7 protein-coding genes and 3 pseudogenes are annotated in these 16,081 nt (G+C 47.4%); 6 read left to right on the forward strand and 4 right to left on the reverse strand.

What is annotated here, in order from left to right; genetic code table 11:
• Positions 1-69: 69 nt before the first annotated feature.
• Both malQ and RQN30_RS10905 read left to right on the forward strand, forming a co-directional pair.
• Positions 70-2,209, forward strand: a pseudogene (gene malQ, locus RQN30_RS12630) (4-alpha-glucanotransferase).
• 115 nt (positions 2,210-2,324) lie between these two features.
• Entirely contained in the window at positions 2,325-2,606 is a 282-nt protein-coding gene (locus RQN30_RS10905) for a PTS sugar transporter subunit IIB (RefSeq protein WP_353060502.1), read from the forward strand.
• A 212-nt stretch (positions 2,607-2,818) separates the two neighbouring features.
• On the opposite strand, the gene pepN is transcribed toward RQN30_RS10905, so the two are convergent.
• Together pepN and RQN30_RS10915 are read right to left on the reverse strand one after the other, a co-directional pair.
• Complete coding sequence (gene pepN, locus RQN30_RS10910) at positions 2,819-5,383, reverse strand: aminopeptidase N (protein WP_353060503.1); 2,565 nt, start codon at positions 5,381-5,383, stop codon at positions 2,819-2,821.
• 197 nt (positions 5,384-5,580) lie between these two features.
• Entirely contained in the window at positions 5,581-7,623 is a 2,043-nt protein-coding gene (locus tag RQN30_RS10915; protein ID WP_353060504.1) for a M13 family metallopeptidase, read from the reverse strand.
• A 63-nt stretch (positions 7,624-7,686) separates the two neighbouring features.
• Here RQN30_RS10915 and RQN30_RS10920 point away from each other — a divergent pair, with 63 nt between their 5' ends.
• From RQN30_RS10920 to RQN30_RS10930, 3 genes are all read left to right on the forward strand, one after another.
• Positions 7,687-8,139, forward strand: coding sequence for a ribose-5-phosphate isomerase (locus RQN30_RS10920; protein ID WP_353061845.1), 453 nt, complete (start codon positions 7,687-7,689; stop codon positions 8,137-8,139).
• Between the two features lie 166 nt (positions 8,140-8,305).
• Entirely contained in the window at positions 8,306-8,488 is a 183-nt protein-coding gene (locus RQN30_RS10925) for a hypothetical protein (protein WP_353060505.1), read from the forward strand.
• Between the two features lie 698 nt (positions 8,489-9,186).
• Complete coding sequence (locus RQN30_RS10930) at positions 9,187-13,425, forward strand: LPXTG cell wall anchor domain-containing protein (RefSeq protein ID WP_353060506.1); 4,239 nt, start codon at positions 9,187-9,189, stop codon at positions 13,423-13,425.
• Positions 13,426-13,807: 382 nt separating this feature from the next.
• On the opposite strand, the pseudogene epsC reads toward RQN30_RS10930, so the two are convergent.
• Positions 13,808-14,369, reverse strand: a pseudogene (gene epsC, locus RQN30_RS10935) (serine O-acetyltransferase EpsC).
• Here epsC and RQN30_RS10940 point away from each other — a divergent pair.
• Positions 14,285-14,467: a hypothetical protein gene (locus RQN30_RS10940; protein ID WP_353061862.1), complete on the forward strand. Its 183-nt coding sequence runs from the start codon at positions 14,285-14,287 to the stop codon at positions 14,465-14,467. The pseudogene epsC and the gene RQN30_RS10940 sit on opposite strands and share 85 nt — an antisense overlap.
• Positions 14,468-14,709: 242 nt before the next feature.
• On the opposite strand, the pseudogene cysK reads toward RQN30_RS10940, so the two are convergent.
• Positions 14,710-15,644: pseudogene (cysK, locus tag RQN30_RS10945) on the reverse strand (cysteine synthase A).
• Between the last annotated feature and the right edge of the window lie 437 nt (positions 15,645-16,081).

Here is a 16,081-nt window from a genome sequence, read left to right on the forward strand (position 1 = left end):
CTTTTATCAATATTTTAAGATTTGTTTTCGTGCTATGGAAATTATTAATCAGCAAAGGAGCTTGCAGCGGTGGCTATTTCGAATATTGCAGGATTGCGGCGGCTTGCACATGCTTACGGTGTGGCGACAGAATTTTGGGGATTTGACGGATGTGAAAAAACTGTTCCGGCTGAAACTCTGATTAAAGTGCTTGGTGCAATGGGAGTGGAAAATATTTCTGATGCAACAATCGAATCAGCAATTGAATATCGTGAAATGCGTCATTGGTATCGTGTGCTGCCGGCCGTAGTTATTGCACGCAATTCTCAAGAGACTCGGGTACAAGTCCACCTGCCGCACGGATCCGCAGTGCGCCTTGCCGCAGAGCTTGAAGACGGAGGATGGATTGGCCTGCAGCAGTGCGAAGATTTCACATTGCCGCGCGAAATTGACGGTACGCTTATCGGCCAGGCTTCTTTTGTAATTCCTCCCGGTTTAGCTTTGGGATATCACAAACTGCACGCATACATAAATGAAGGCACGGATAACGGGACACATCATACGGCAACACTTATTGGCGTCCCGAACAGACTTCCGGCAATAGACATGCTCTATCATTCGGGAAAAAATCGCATCTGGGGGATGATGGAACAACTTTACTCGGTACGTTCACGTGAATCGTGGGGAATCGGGGACTTGCGGGATCTAACGGAAACTTGTGCAATTTTCGGCGATATGAAAGCAGATTTTGTGTTAATCAATCCGCTGCATGCCGCGGAACCGACCGGCGTGATGACCCCTCGCCTTACTTGCCGGTTACTCGTCGTTTTTTCAACCCAATCTACATTCGGCCAGAAGATATTCCCGAAGCAGCTTATCTTCCTGCCGCTGAACGGGCGCTAGTGGACTGGGCTGGAGAGAAAGTAAAACTTTTTCGCTGCAAAATAAACTAATTGACCGTGATGCGTCATGGAAAGCAAAGCGGGAAGCGCTCGAAGTTATTTTCCGTGCACCGCGTTCGTATTCTCGGCAGCGGCAATTTACGAAATTCAAACAGCTCGAAGGGGCAGGACTGGAAAATTTCGCACTTTGGTGTGCCATTTATGAAAAATACGACGGTATGATTCCGGAAAAGTTTTGCGATATTAACTCGCTTGCGGTCAACCAGATTCGACGTGAGCTTGCACCGCGGACAGAATTTTGGGCGTGGCTGCAGTGGATTATGGATCAGCAGCTTGCCGCAGCCCAGGAGCATGCAAAAGATGCAGGGATGCGCTACGGAATTTGCCACGATTTAGCCGTTGGGGTACATCCAGAAGGTGCAGATACTTGGAGTATCCCGCAGGCGTTTGCCAAAGGAATCGGTGTGGGGGCGCCGCCGGATATGTATAACCAGCAGGGGCAGAACTGGAGTCAGCCGCCATGGAACCCTGCTGCTTTAGAGGAAATGAGTTACACTCCGTTACGCGATATGGTCCGCACTGTGCTGCGTCACGCCGGTGCACTTCGGGTAGATCACGTGATGGGTCTGTTCCGGCTATGGTGGATTCCAGACGGAAATTCTGCAAAAGACGGAGCCTATGTTAATTTCGACCATGAAGCAATGGTTGGCATAATGTTACTTGAGGCGCACCGTGCAGGTGCTGTCCTGATAGGTGAAGATTTAGGCACTGTTGAGCCGTGGGTTCGCGGCTATCTGAATGAGCGTGGAATCCTTGGCACATCAGTATTTTGGTTTGAAAAAGCTGCTGACGGTTCACCGCTGCACGCCGATCAGTACCGGCAGGGCGTGTTTGCGACTGTCGATACACATGATCTCCCGCCAGCAGCCGGATATTTGGCGCAAGAACATGTGGATTTGCGTGCTAAGCTCGGATTACTTGAACTCTCGGAAGAAGAGACACGTGCAGATGCTGAACGCGAGCGGGAGCAAGTAATTGCACGGCTGCAAGAATACGGGTTGATTGCAGATTCAGCTTCCGAACGGGAAATCATTGAGGCGATGCATTCATATATTGCACGCACGCCATCGCTCCTCCTTGGGGTTTCGTTAACAGATGCCGTCGGAGAGCGGCGCGCCCAAAACCAGCCGGGAACAGATCAGGAATATCCGAACTGGAAAGTACCGCTTGCCGACGGAACAGAGAAAGTGGTACTCGTCGAAGACTTACCGATAAATCCGCGATTAGTATCACTTGTGAGCCGGTTCAACGATGATTTGAAAAACTGAAAATCCATTGAGACAGCGGAACGTTCGGACTGCCATGATGAAAGATTACGAGGTTATAGGATAGACTCGCTGCAGATTACCAATTTCGAAAATCAATTAAGAGACTGCTGAATTCATGTTTGAATATGCTGACGAAAACCAGATCGCGCAGCTCGTGCGCGGTATTTTGCGTGCTTGCGGCGGGTATGCAAACATTTGCGGGATTGATTCTGAAATCTCACGGCTTGAAGTGCAAGTTGTTTCTAACGCGGAAATAGATGTGCAAATGCTGCGTAATCTTGGTGCAGCAGCGGTTGTGCTGCAAAAGAAAATGGTGCAGATTATTATCGGAGAAGTTGCTGAATCTTTGCACTATTTACTTGCGGAAAAACTTGAAATTGTGCCGGAAGGATACTAATTCCGGCTGCAGAAGACAGGCGTTGTTTAAAAGATTCCGATACATATTTGCATACTGTGAAATAGTGAATATGAAATCCGAATTCGATAATTTACAGGTATCGGCAGGATCTATTCTAATTTCGGCGTATGGAGTATCTGCCAAATTATATAATATTGGGCTGTTGACGATGTTTACCGCCAACAGCCCAATCACTTTGGAAATACTTCAGACTACTTCGAAGCTACATGTGTTTTATCGCATTCTTGCGCACGTACCGCACGTTTCGCTCCATCGATTTCTTCTGACACGAGACGGCGCAATGCAGGGGCTGCCGCTGCGTTTTCATCCAACCATTTATTACCGGCTGCCACAAGATCTACACCTAAATCGGTACGTCCTGCAAGCTTGGCCGGGAAAGAATAGCTAATCATATTTTCAGCAATTTCTTTCGTGCGATTCTCCCACTGTGCTTCCACTGCAGCGAAATACTTATCGACGTATGGAATGAGCAGTTCAGATTTGCCTTTCGCAAAACCTAAGCAAAGAGAACGCTGAACAGCATTTGTGACTTTATCGCCAGTCAAATCTGCCCATGCGTTTGCTTTGGCTGCTGCATCAGAAATCGCTGCGCGTGCCTGGGCGGCACTCGCAGCCCCAGAAGCGGTGTTATCGCGTTCAGAACGTTCAGCTTCTATCTCGGCTGCAGTGATCTTTCCAGCGACGGCAAGACGTTCAATTACTGCCCAACGCATTGAATTATCCATTGTTAAACCAGCAGGTACATCTTCATCGTGCAGCCACTTTGCGTAGGCCGGAACTTGTGCGTCAGCAGCACCGGCAATAGCTGCAAGCGCAATCTGAAGCTGACGATCAGATCCCGGCTCACATGTTTCTAAAATCTTTGCCAGAGAATCACCGACATGAGCTTGGAGGGATTCACGCTTACTTGGGTCGCTGTAGAGGTTTACGGCTGTCGCAAGCTGGCGCAGCAGTGTGCGCAGCACAGTTCCATGGTCTTCAGTTTCAAGTGCGCGCAATGTTAAATCTGCAAAATCGTGTGCCGGCATTTCACCGTCACGGCACATATCCCAGGCTGAGAAAAGAACTAGCGTCCGTGTAAGGCGGTCATCGAATGCGTTGATATTTTCAATTGCATGAGCCATTGAAGCGCTATCGAGACGAACCTTTGCATACGCCCAGTCTCCGTCGTTAATCAAAAGCAGATCCGGACGCTTTATCCCGGCAAACTCAGGTACTGCGGTAAGTTCGCCGTCAATATCGAGTTCAGCACGTGCAACTTGCTGATAACGCGTATCAAGCAAAGAATATCCTGCTACTGCAATCCGGTGCGGCCGCAAAGAAGCCCGGCCGTCGGATTCTTGCCGGATTGCAAAGCTTGTGATTGAATCACCATTCATCTCGATTTCCGGACGAAGAATGTTGATTCCAGACTCTTCAAGCCAGAGTTTCGACCATTGTTTCAAATCGCGGCCTGATGCTGTTTCAAGCTCCACCAGCAAATCTTGCAAAGTGGCATTGCCCCATGCTTTCTTTGCAAGATATTTTGCCACGCCGCCAACGAATGCTTCCCAACCAACATAGGCTACAAGCTGCTGGAACACGGAAGCACCTTTGCCGTAGGTAATCCCGTCAAAATTTACCAGCGTATCTTCAATATCGCGAATGTCTGCAGCAATTGGATGAGTTGACGGAAGCTGATCTTGCGCCTGCGCCCAGCTCTTTTCTGAAGCATTAAATGTAACCCAGGCGTCTTTCCAGCGGGTAGTTTCTGCTGCAGCCACGTGACTCATATATTCAGCGAAGGATTCATTCAGCCATAAATCGTCCCACCACTTCATTGTGACAAAATCACCAAACCACATGTGCGCAAGTTCGTGCAGAATGGTGACGGCACGGCGTTCAACCAGCGCTTGAGTTGGGCGGTTCCGGAAGACGTAGTCATCGAGAATTGTCACGCAGCCTGGATGTTCCATTGCGCCGGCATTATATTCCGGAACAAAAATTTGATCATACTTGCGGAATGGATAAGGCTGCTGGTACTGCTCTTCGTAGAACGGCATCCCCTGTTTCGTAATTTCAATTACTTCTTCGCCGTCTAGATATTGCGCAAGCGAACGGCGGGCATACACGCCCATTGGAATTTCACGGCCGTCTACCGAAGTGTACGAGCCGGTAACGCCTTCGTAGGGGCCGGCGACTAAACAAGTGAGGTAGGAAGAAATCCGCTCTGTTGGGGTGAATTCCCAGCGTGCTTTGCCTCCGCCAAGAAGGTTCTTTTCCGGAGTCGGAGCTACTGAGAAAACCTGCCAGTGCTCGGGAGCTGTTACTGCAAAAGTGAATTCAGCTTTCAAGTCCGGCTGTTCAAACACTGCATACATTCGCCGTGAATCTGCTACTTCAAACTGTGAATACAGGTAGACTTCTCCGTCGGCGGGGTCGGTTACCCGGTGTAAGCCCTCACCGGTATGCGAATACTCGCATAGTGCCCGGACAATGAGTTCGTTCTCTGCCTGCAGATTCGGCAGCGGAATGCGTGAATCTGCGTAGGATTCAACTGGGAGCGGCTTGCCGTTAAGCGTAATCTCGGAAACGGATTGCGCGATTAAATCAATAAAGCTATCTGCTCCCGGATTATTACAGGTAAAACGCACTGTAGCGACGGATTCAAAAGTCTGCGCAGAACCGGTGAGGTCCAGTGCTACATGATAGGTGCTGGTCTGGAGCAGCTTGGCACGTTCAGCTGCTTCAATTCTGGTTAAATTCTGCCCTGGCAAAATATTTTCCTTTCAAATAATTAATATATTTTCACAACACGTAATACTGCTGATACTGCTAATACTGCACGGAATAAATATGCAGCAGCATTTTTTGATACCGCAAGGATCTGCAAGCTGAACATCGGATTCCCGAAAACTTCCCAGACCTTTTGGAAAACTGCACATTCTGCAACTGCATATTATTCAGTGGAAAATTACCAAATTCGTACGCGTTCTTCAGGTGCGAGATACAGTCCGTCGCCTTCCTGCAGGCCGAATTCTTCAGCGAATGCGTCAATATTCTTCACCACGCCGTTGCAGCGGAACTCCACGGGAGAATGCGGATCAACTGCAAGAAGCTGAATTGCAGTTTCGTCACGGTACTTTCCCTGCCAAATGTGTGCATAGGAAAGAATCACACGCTGCAGTCCAGTTAGACCGCCAATCTCCGGAGCGCCTTTCGCGCCGTCGGCATATCCGGCCCTCTTCATTGCGATATCGTAAGCCTTAAGCGCAATCGACAGGCCGCCAAGATCGCCGATATTCTCACCGAGTGTAAGTGCGCCCTGTACGTGATACGGAGAATCTGCCGGTAACTGGGAAGGCGTGTAAGAATCGTATTGTCCGATTAATGCTGCTGTGCGTTTCTCAAATTCGGCGCGGTCAGTATCTGTCCACCAGTTATTCAAACGGCCAGTACCGTCGTACTTCGATCCTTGATCATCGAAACCGTGACCGATTTCATGGCCAATCACGGCGCCGATACCGCCATAATTCCAGGCAATATCTGCATTCGGGTCAAAGAAAGGCGGCTGTAAAATAGCTGCTGGGAAAACGATTTCGTTCGCCACCGGATTGTAGTATGCATTCACTGTTTGCGGATACATATGCCACTCGGAGCGATCCATCGGCTTGCCGAGCTTTTGAACCTCGCAATCCCAAGCAAAGGAAGCTGCTGCGCGGATATTGCCGACTAAATCATTTGGCTTTATCGCGAGTGCAGAATAATCTTTCCATTTCGTTGGATACCCGATTTTGGTGACAAAACTGGAAAGCTTCTCTAAAGCTCTGGTCTTAGTTTCGTCTGTCATCCAATCAAGTTCCGTAATTGAAACTTCATATGCCGCCAATAAGTCATCGACAAGCTGCTGCATTTGTTCTTTGTATTCGGGCGGAAAATGACGAGAAACATATTCCTTGCCGACGGCTTCACCCATCACGCCATCAACTAGTGCAACCCCGCGCTTCCAGCGATCACGCATTTCTTCACGCCCGGTAAGTGTACGGCCGTAGAAGTTGAAATGTGCCTGTACTATTGGTTCCGAAAGATACGAAGCACGGGAAAGAATCGTGTGCCAAATCAAGTAATAACGCAGATCCTCAAGGTTTGTCCGCCCCCAGAGCTGAGCAAATTCGGTTAATGGGGCCGCAGTATAAACAAGCAGCTGCGGAGCGTTTTCAGAATTTAAACCGAGAGCTTCAAGGCAAGGTGCCCAGTTAAAACCGGGTGCACCTTTTATGAATTCATCAAAAGTGAGCACAGTGTTTGTCGCTTCAGCGTCGCGCAGTTTTACGACGTCAAAGTGGGTTGCGGCAAGTTTTGTCTCGAAATCGAAAATGCGCTCAGCCGCATTCTTAGCTTCGTCGGAATCTACTTCGCATGCAAGCGCGTAAAGTGTTGGAATGAATTCTTGGTAAGCTGCGCGAATTTCCGCATATGATTCTTCACGGTAGTAAGCTTCATCCGGCAGCCCGAGACCAGACTGTGAAATCCAGGTGATATATTCTTCCGGATTGTTGCGATCTGCATTAATATCGAGACTGAAAGGTCCGCCAACGCCTGTTTTGAGTAACTTTCCGAGCACTACGGCAAGATGTTCCCGTTCATGGACGTTCAGAATTTCGTTTAAGTCTTCCTGCAATGCGCTGACGCCTTGTGCGTTAACTTCAGCTTCGCTCATAAAAGACGTGTACAAGTCGGCAATTTTTTGCTGCTCTGCGGAAAGCGCTGCAGTTTCTGTTTCTGTATCGGCGGTTGTTTCTGCAGCGATTGCGGTGAGCTCTTCAACAATCTCACGTACACGATCTTCAGACTCGTTCCGCAACTCCTGGAAAGAACCTGTTCCTGCCTGATCTGCGGGAATCTCAGTTTCGGCAAACCACTTTCCGTTCACATAACGGAAAAGATCATCTTGCGGCCGGACTTGCGGATCCACTTGTGCTAATAATTTTTCTGTAGCCTTATCTATTTTGCTCATGAGAACTATTCTACCTGCTGCAGTAAGTTCCGCTAAGTGCGGAAGATACGTTATGCTGTGAGCATGCGTGTACATATTGCTACAGACCATGCAGGTTTTGAGTTAAAGAATGAATTGGTGTCTTATCTTTCAGCTAAAGGTATGGAAGTGAAAGATCACGGCTACCACGAATATGATCGTTTCGATGCATACCCTCCGGTTTGTTTCGCTTGCGCCGAAGCTGTGGTGCAAGATCCAGGTTCGCTCGGGATTGTGATTGGCGGATCTGGTAACGGCGAGCAAATGTCGGCGAATAAGGTGAACGGTGTGCGTGCAGCGCTGGTATGGAATGAAGAAATTGCATTGCTTGCCCGTGAACATAATAATGCGAACGTGATGTCGGTTGGTGCGCGTCAGCATACCGTAGAAGAAGTTAAACGTTTTGTGGATATATTCCTGGGCACGAATTTTGATCCGGATTCGCGGCACCGTTCGCGGGTTGAGATGCTTTCCGAATATGAAGTGAAGCGCGGTTGATTATAAAGTAATTAACGCGGTTGTTTATGAAATAATTAACGCGGTTGATTAAAAGAATTAGACAGAATTCGAAGCAAAGCGCGGCCGCTAAATAGTGATTAACAGAATTTTGCTTAAACAAAACAAGTAATAAAGATAATGGCGACGGGAATATACGTGTGTTTGTATGTTCCCGTCGTCATTCGTCTGTCTCGGACCTGCGATATCGACGGCTGGGTGTCTGCGGAAAGTTTCTTTGATGCGCTGGGTTGTGCGGCTGGCGGCATGGTCTGCTTTAGCTAACGTGAGCGGTGGTGTGATGCGTGCGGGGTTACGTAAGTGGCGGCGTAATTTCCGTGAGCATACGTAACTGGTGGCAAAATGCCCTGTATGGTGACGTAACTGGTGGCAAAACGGGTGGTCTTAAGGTAACGACGGGAGTGTCGTCGTTTCTGTAAGTCTGTGACCTGCGCAAATATAATCGTTTCCGACGGCGAAAACCGCAGCCCGAGTTCTTGCCACTAGTTACGTGATGGAAATGAGTTCCCGCCACCAGTTACGTAAAGTTTTCTACGTTTTTCCACCAGTTACGTGATGAAACTGAGTTCTTGCCACTAGTTACGTAAAAAGGAAGCCGAGTTTCCGGTTGGATGTGTGGTGCTGGCGTGTCCGTCGTTAATTTACGTGATGAAAATGAGTTCCCGCTACTAGTTATGTAAAGAATCTGAGTTTTGTCACTGGCTATGTGATGAAACTGAGTTCTTACTGCTGGTTGCGTGGAGGGAAGAGTTGGGTCTTGCTGTTGGTTGCGGGTTTGCTGGTTTCTGTTTTCTTTATGCTGTGTGGTGTTTGTCATGTTTTGTGTGGTGTGGGGTGTGGTGGGTGTTGGTGTTTGTGCTGGTGGTGGTTGTATTTTCAATTATTTTTGGTTGGTTTTGTGTCGTGTTTTTGGGTGGAAAACGTGCGGGGGGGTAGTAGATTGATGTTTGCGTGCCTTGGATACCCGCTTGTCTTTTGTGGTGAGGGGTTTGGGCGTGAGTAAGCATTAATACTTAGGAGTTGTTTTTCATGTTTGGTAAGAGTGGTGGGGATGCGTATCGAGCGCGTCATAAGGTTGTAGTTGGTCCGAAGTATTCAAAGTTTGGGATCAAGTCTGCAATGGTTAGCAGCTTGTTTGCTTTGGGGATACCGGCAGGTTCGGCTAACGCGGTTGATGATTCTAATTCAGTGCTGACAGAAGAATCAATCAACATCGTTGCAAACTCGCTCGAAAACACACCAAACACCACCACTACTGTTGCTGCTGATACTGGTGTTACACCGAAATCTGATAGCACCACACCGAAAAAACGTGCAAAAAGACAAACAGATTCCAGTACTCCAGCGAGTGAAGAGCTTCCGCCATCACGAAACGATAAAAATAGATACGTTAATATTGATGATTACACTTTAGTGTGGGACGAAAATATTACTCTTAACGGTCAACCTGTAGGTAAAATTCCTGGTAGGGAGAGTGATCCTGGGTTTAAGAAAATAAATGATACTACCTATGTGTATTACTACGATTTTGATAAACCGTTTAATTTTGATTACAAGGAAATGGTGAAACGGATTAAAGCCGTCCCGAAAGATAATAGCAGTGGTAAACCTACCTATTATGGTCGTGATTATTTCAAAGTAAGAAAGCAATCCACAAATTATCCCCTTAGTAGTCGTAGTTGGAGTGTTAAAGAATTCCAAAACGGTAGTGGAGAACCTGTAGATGTTGTTTACGTTGAAACGCAAGGGTTTACGAATAAGGTAAACATGAATACGGTTGGAACTACTACTGGGAGTTATGATTCAATCGTTAAACAGCAAACCGAAAACGGTGAAACGATTAATGCTGTTAGAAATGCTGTTTATAACGGGAGCATTGTTATTCGTCCGTATGAGATGATTTCTCAATTAGTTTCAGCTGCAAAAAACTGGAAATTCCAATTAATTGGCGCAGATGTCCGTAATCCTGTGATTGATCAAGGAAAAACCACGAATAGTTTGAAACTTTCTGACCTTCATATCGCGACGAGCAATTCACTAGATGAATTATTTGTTGGGAAGAATGTGTCGGTGACGGATAATGTTACTCCGACTAATAAATTACAAACTAAGACTGTGTTTGAGTTTTTCTCGGAAGGTCAATGGAAAAACTTATCACAAGTTAAAAAAGAGGCTGCTTCTGGCGGATTGAAAGAATATAAAGTTAAAGTAAAGGTAATGGATGATGCTGCATATGAAGCGTCGTATGTGTTTGAGCATCCATTGGTAGTGGTTCCGAATTTACAGATACCAGAAAAAGTTGTGGTTATGGATGATCCAACTGGTGAGCTAAGTGACCGTGACAAAGAGCGCATCATTGATGCCATTAAAAAAGCCAATTCTGAGAATCCGCTATTAAATAAAAAGACCATTACTTTTGATAATAACGGCGGTATTTCCATTACCTATCCGAATGGGAATAATGTTGCACCAGAAATAACTTCTGTAGCTGATGTTGCTACGGAGCAAAAGAAAGAGCAAGGTCAGCCGGTAGCGACTCCGCTTGAAGGTGGTGTTGATGGTGTTCAGTATTCACGGTTTGATGGTGGTTTGGATTATAAGCCTGTTCCGTTGGTGAAAGATTTTGGGACGGAGCCGAATCGTGATGTGAAAGTTGATGGTGGTCAGCCGGTAGCGACTCCGCTTGAAGGTGGTGTTGATGGTGTTCAGTATTCACGGTTTGATGGTGGTTTGGATTATAAGCCTGTTCCGTTGGTGAAAGATTTTGGGACGGAGCCGAATCGTGATGTGAAAGTTGATGGTGGTCAGCCGGTAGCGACTCCGCTTGAAGGTGGTGTTGATGGTGTTCAGTATTCACGGTTTGATGGTGGTTTGGATTATAAGCCTGTTCCGTTGGTGAAAGATTTTGGGACGGAGCCGAATCGTGATGTGAAAGTTGATGGTGGTCAGCCGGTAGCGACTCCGCTTGAAGGTGGTGTTGATGGTGTTCAGTATTCACGGTTTGATGGTGGTTTGGATTATAAGCCTGTTCCGTTGGTGAAAGATTTTGGGACGGAGCCGAATCGTGATGTGAAAGTTGATGGTGGTCAGCCGGTAGCGACTCCGCTTGAAGGTGGTGTTGATGGTGTTCAGTATTCACGGTTTGATGGTGGTTTGGATTATAAGCCTGTTCCGTTGGTGAAAGATTTTGGGACGGAGCCGAATCGTGATGTGAAAGTTGATGGTGGTCAGCCGGTAGCGACTCCGCTTGAAGGTGGTGTTGATGGTGTTCAGTATTCACGGTTTGATGGTGGTTTGGATTATAAGCCTGTTCCGTTGGTGAAAGATTTTGGGACGGAGCCGAATCGTGATGTGAAAGTTGATGGTGGTCAGCCGGTAGCGACTCCGCTTGAAGGTGGTGTTGATGGTGTTCAGTATTCACGGTTTGATGGTGGTTTGGATTATAAGCCTGTTCCGTTGGTGAAAGATTTTGGGACGGAGCCGAATCGTGATGTGAAAGTTGATGGTGGTCAGCCGGTAGCGACTCCGCTTGAAGGTGGTGTTGATGGTGTTCAGTATTCACGGTTTGATGGTGGTTTGGATTATAAGCCTGTTCCGTTGGTGAAAGATTTTGGGACGGAGCCGAATCGTGATGTGAAAGTTGATGGTGGTCAGCCGGTAGCGACTCCGCTTGAAGGTGGTGTTGATGGTGTTCAGTATTCACGGTTTGATGGTGGTTTGGATTATAAGCCTGTTCCGTTGGTGAAAGATTTTGGGACGGAGCCGAATCGTGATGTGAAAGTTGATGGTGGTCAGCCGGTAGCGACTCCGCTTGAAGGTGGTGTTGATGGTGTTCAGTATTCACGGTTTGATGGTGGTTTGGATTATAAGCCTGTTCCGTTGGTGAAAGATTTTGGGACGGAGCCGAATCGTGATGTGAAAGTTGATGGTGGTCAGCCGGTAGCGACTCCGCTTGAAGGTGGTGTTGATGGTGTTCAGTATTCACGGTTTGATGGTGGTTTGGATTATAAGCCTGTTCCGTTGGTGAAAGATTTTGGGACGGAGCCGAATCGTGATGTGAAAGTTGATGGTGGTCAGCCGGTAGCGACTCCGCTTGAAGGTGGTGTTGATGGTGTTCAGTATTCACGGTTTGATGGTGGTTTGGATTATAAGCCTGTTCCGTTGGTGAAAGATTTTGGGACGGAGCCGAATCGTGATGTGAAAGTTGATGGTGGTCAGCCGGTAGCGACTCCGCTTGAAGGTGGTGTTGATGGTGTTCAGTATTCACGGTTTGATGGTGGTTTGGATTATAAGCCTGTTCCGTTGGTGAAAGATTTTGGGACGGAGCCGAATCGTGATGTGAAAGTTGATGGTGGTCAGCCGGTAGCGACTCCGCTTGAAGGTGGTGTTGATGGTGTTCAGTATTCACGGTTTGATGGTGGTTTGGATTATAAGCCTGTTCCGTTGGTGAAAGATTTTGGGACGGAGCCGAATCGTGATGTGAAAGTTGATGGTGGTCAGCCGGTAGCGACTCCGCTTGAAGGTGGTGTTGATGGTGTTCAGTATTCACGGTTTGATGGTGGTTTGGATTATAAGCCTGTTCCGTTGGTGAAAGATTTTGGGACGGAGCCGAATCGTGATGTGAAAGTTGATGGTGGTCAGCCGGTAGCGACTCCGCTTGAAGGTGGTGTTGATGGTGTTCAGTATTCACGGTTTGATGGTGGTTTGGATTATAAGCCTGTTCCGTTGGTGAAAGATTTTGGGACGGAGCCGAATCGTGATGTGAAAGTTGATGGTGGTCAGCCGGTAGCGACTCCGCTTGAAGGTGGTGTTGATGGTGTTCAGTATTCACGGTTTGATGGTGGTTTGGATTATAAGCCTGTTCCGGAGCTTGCTGGTTATGGCGCAATCGGTGCTGATGTGAATACTGCTGATACTACTGATAAGCCGGGTAGCGCGTCTGTGCTTCCAGGAGCTGATTCAGGTTCATCGTTCACAGGTGTGCTTGAGTATCCGGAGATTGCGGGTGTGAGAGATTTTGGTCTTTCCGCTGATAGTGCTGATAGTGCTGATAGTGCTGATAGTGCTGATGGCACTGATGGTGCGGATACCGTGGGTCTGGGTCAGCCGATTGTGCCGGTGCTTGATAATGGTGGTGTTTCTTCGGCTGGGGTTGAGAAGTTGCCGCAAACTGGTGCGGATTCGCGGGCTGGTTTGCTTGGTGCGGCTGGTCTTGGTTTGGCTGGTGTGCTCTCAGTTTTCGGCGCACGCAAACGCCGCGAAGACTAAACGCTGGGAAGCCTAATCCCTTGCGAAGACTAGAAACACTGAGAACACCAGGAACGCTGGGAAACTAATAGTCTCGTAAATCCTTTTAAAATGGCTGGGAACACTGCAAAAGTGTTCCCAGCCGCTTTTATCTTGAAAAATGCAGTACAGGTGCTGCGGATATCGGCGATACTAATCTATTAACAACAAGAAATCGCTGCACATATGAACGCAGATTCGGGCACAAACATCTAGTCAATATCAAGGTTTCCGTGCTCAGACCTTTTCACAGCCTTTTAATCTCACAATCTTTTAATCTCTGATGCAAGCGCAGACGCGGAGATCATTAAAATTGCCGAATCAGTATTGGCTTCAAATCATAATTACTGGATTATTGTTAGCTTCAAATCATAATTGCCGGATCAATATTGGCTTCGAGTTCTCCTGCCAGACGGTTCTTTGCCGGAATCCCAACAGCGATATACCCTGCAGGGACATCCTTTACAACTACGGCGTTAGCACCAATTTTTGCATCATCGCCAACATAAATCGGGCCGAGTACTTTTGCGCCTGATCCGATCGTGACACGGTTCCCAACAGTCGGATGGCGTTTGCCCTTTTCATTGAGGTGCCGCCGAGAGTGGTGCCGTGAAAAATCAGCACATCTTCTCCTACTTCGGCAGTTTCTCCGATAACTACACCCATTCCATGATCGATAAATAGCCGTCGGCCAAGAACCGCTCCTGGATGTATTTCAATTCCAGTTAATGACCGCGTAATCTGTGAAATAAGCCGTGCCGGAAAGCGGAGGAAGATACTTTTTTCCACATTAGATGCGCTAAACGGTATGTCCAGACAGCGTGCACTCCTGGATAGAGCAATGCAACTTCAAATGCTGAGCGGGCAGCCGGATCATGATTTACCGCAGCATTTAGGTCTTCGATTAGCTGCTGCCGGAAAGAAATGTTATTGGTCAATTTATCACCTGTTTATCTGCGGAATACTTTATCTGCTGAATCCGGAAAGGCACTATGCGGAAATTCCGGAAGAAAACCACGAGTAAATCCGAAAAGAAAGCCGCAAGCAAATCCGGGAATACAGCCGCGAATTTGTGAGTTGTGAGCTTTTGTAACTTGTAAGCTTTAATCGGAATTTGTGATATGCTTCGGAACTAAAATAATGTGCTCAGATTAGCAATAAATGTCAAAAATAGTGCTGTATTAAGGATATGAGAAAAGCGGCGGGAATTTCATCAGAATATCACGCGCCGCTTTTCGTTTTATTTCACTTTTCTTATGGATACGTTTACTCAGCGAGACCTTCGAAAAGCGGGGTGGAAACGTAGCGTTCGCCAAAGTCCGGCAAAATCACTACAATATTCTTTCCGGCATTTTCTGCACGCTGTGCAAGCTGGATTCCTGCCCAAAGCGCTGCGCCACCGCTCAAACCTGCCAGCACACCTTCCTGATGTGCAGCTGCGCGGGCAGTTTGGAGTGCGTCTTCAAATTCTACCGCAATCACTTCGTCATAGATTTGTGTATCAAGCACGTCCGGGACAAAGTTTGCACCAATTCCCTGAATCTTGTGCGGACCTGCCTTACCTTCTGAAAGCAAGGGAGAATCAGCTGGTTCAACTGCCACAATCTGTACATTTGGGTTTTGCTTGCGAAGATAATGCCCGACTCCGGTAATTGTACCGCCTGTGCCGATACCCGCAACGAAAATATCCACTTTCCCTTCGGTATCTTCCCAAATTTCCGGGCCGGTTGTTTCTTCGTGCTTGGCTGGATTTGCTGTATTCGCGAACTGTGAAGCAAGAATTGCGTTATCTTCGTTTTCAACGATTTCTTTTGCCTTATCGACGGCTCCCTGCATCCCTTTGCTGGCTCAGTGAGTACGAGTTGTGCACCAAAACCGCGGAGCAGTGCACGGCGTTCCTTTGACATTGAAGCCGGCATGGTGAGAATTACCTTATATCCGCGTGCAGCTCCGACCCAAGCTAACGCAATGCCGGTATTACCTGAAGTAGCTTCCACAATCGTTCCGCCTGGCTGGAGTTTTCCGGATTTCTCAGCTGCATCCACGATGGCGACCCCAATCCGGTCTTTCACTGAGTTTGCCGGGTTGTAGAATTCAAGCTTTGCCAAGATTGTGCCTTTAGCGTTTTCGCCGCCGATTCGGTTCATGCGCAGCAGCGGGGTTTTGCCGATGAGTTCAGTAATCGAATTGTGGATTGGCATTTTAAAATCTCTCTCTTAATTAGTTCGTTTTGGGTATTATTTTTTTGAATTTTGCGATATGAATTTCGTATTTGAATCATTCTGATACTTCAGCTGCTTTAGCGGCGAGAATTTTCATTTCTGCCAGGATCTATACCTTTGCACGGTACGACGGCTGCAGCTTTTTTATTTTGATTTAATTTCCGACTTCGATTATTTGATTACATAATCGTTTTGTGAAAGTACTTCTGAATGATTTACAAATATGAACAAATATGATTCGTAAATTGTTGACGCAATAACACCTGATTGTGGGAAGTTATTGGCTGAGCGCCGAGCATGCATAACCGAAATTCTACTTTTATCAATCTTTTCGGATGCACAAATTTGAGCCAGGCGCTCTACTTACAGAGCTGACAACAGCTATAGCAATAGTGAAAAACGGTACGGAATGCGAC

The organism is Arcanobacterium hippocoleae (genome assembly GCF_040360365.1).
GTDB lineage: Bacteria > Actinomycetota > Actinomycetes > Actinomycetales > Actinomycetaceae > Arcanobacterium_A > Arcanobacterium_A hippocoleae_A.